Raw genomic sequence first — 993 nt, 5'->3', positions numbered from 1 at the left:
ACAACTGACAACTGACAACTGACAACTGACAACTGACAACTGACAACTGACAACTGACAACTGACAAATGACTAATACAATTGATTCCCTATTTGATACAGGTTTAGAACGGTATAAAGCTGGAGAATCTGTAGAATCTCTAATTCCTGTATTTAAAGAGGTATGCGATCGCTCTCCTAAAGCTAGTTCAGCTTGGATTTGTTTAGCTTGGTTATATCTCCTTGATAACAAGGGTTCACTGGCTTTTAAAGCCGCCAATAAAGCGGTGAAACTTAATCCCCAAGACCCACAAGCAAGAATTAATCTCGCTTTAGCTATGCTAGAAACAGGTCAAAAAGGTTTGCGGGAACACATTGAGTTTGCAAAACAGTTGATATTTGTCAATGAAGAATGGCAAGAAGAAGTTAAAAATAGTATTGAAGATGGTTTCACAAGAAAACCTGATTGGCAAAATTTAGCCAAGGTCAAAAAATGGATATTTGAGGACAATTAACTCTTTCTAATCACTAATCACCAATCACCAATCACTAATCACTAATTACCAATAAAAATGAAAGACAAATTATTAAACTGGCTTAACTTCATCCTTGTTGCTGATGTTTTCCTTGTGATTTTAGGTTTCGCGTGGCTTGTTATTGCTGTGATTGGTGATGCTTCGGGAATCAACCTTGGTTTGGATTTATGGCATAAACTGTGGATACCATTATTTAACCCTGCTATTGGTATCCTCATGGGTGGGGCTTTGCTGAGTGGTATTATTAGCTGGGTTTCTAAAAAATTGACAAAAAATGAATTGTCCTAAGATAATTTTAATTTGTATTAAAAAATGAGTGAATATACAGCAAGTAGCTTTGAGTGAGGTACACCTTGTGCGGGCAAGATGCCCGCACCACAAGAGTTTTATTATTAATATCTGTACTTCATAATATCGGAAACTGCTGTAACATCTTTCTTTGTCGGATTTGAAAAATTGAGGATATCCAAACAGTTAAA

Annotated in this window: 2 protein-coding genes; both read left to right on the top strand. The window is 36.2% G+C overall.

Annotation, left to right across the window (positions count from 1 at the left end; all coding sequences use genetic code 11):
* Nucleotides 1-67: 67 nt before the first annotated feature.
* Nucleotides 68-493: a tetratricopeptide repeat protein gene (locus ACIR310F_RS0105940; protein WP_028083015.1), complete on the top strand. Its 426-nt coding sequence runs from the start codon at nucleotides 68-70 to the stop codon at nucleotides 491-493.
* Between the two features lie 57 nt (nucleotides 494-550).
* Nucleotides 551-802: a hypothetical protein gene (locus ACIR310F_RS0105935; protein ID WP_028083014.1), complete on the top strand. Its 252-nt coding sequence runs from the start codon at nucleotides 551-553 to the stop codon at nucleotides 800-802.
* Nucleotides 803-993 lie beyond the last annotated feature (191 nt).

This window comes from Dolichospermum circinale AWQC310F (genome assembly GCF_000426925.1).
In the GTDB taxonomy this organism is placed as follows: Bacteria; Cyanobacteriota; Cyanobacteriia; order Cyanobacteriales; family Nostocaceae; genus Dolichospermum; species Dolichospermum circinale.
Note: the sequence above shows the minus strand (reverse complement) of the source record. Positions and strands in the feature narration are given on the sequence as shown.

Excerpts from the sequence above, each read along its gene's own strand:
- ACIR310F_RS0105940 (WP_028083015.1), top strand. The coding sequence starts at position 68 with ATGACTAATACAATTGATTCCCTATTTGATACAGGTTTAGAACGGTAT.
- ACIR310F_RS0105935 (WP_028083014.1), top strand. The coding sequence starts at position 551 with ATGAAAGACAAATTATTAAACTGGCTTAACTTCATCCTTGTTGCTGAT.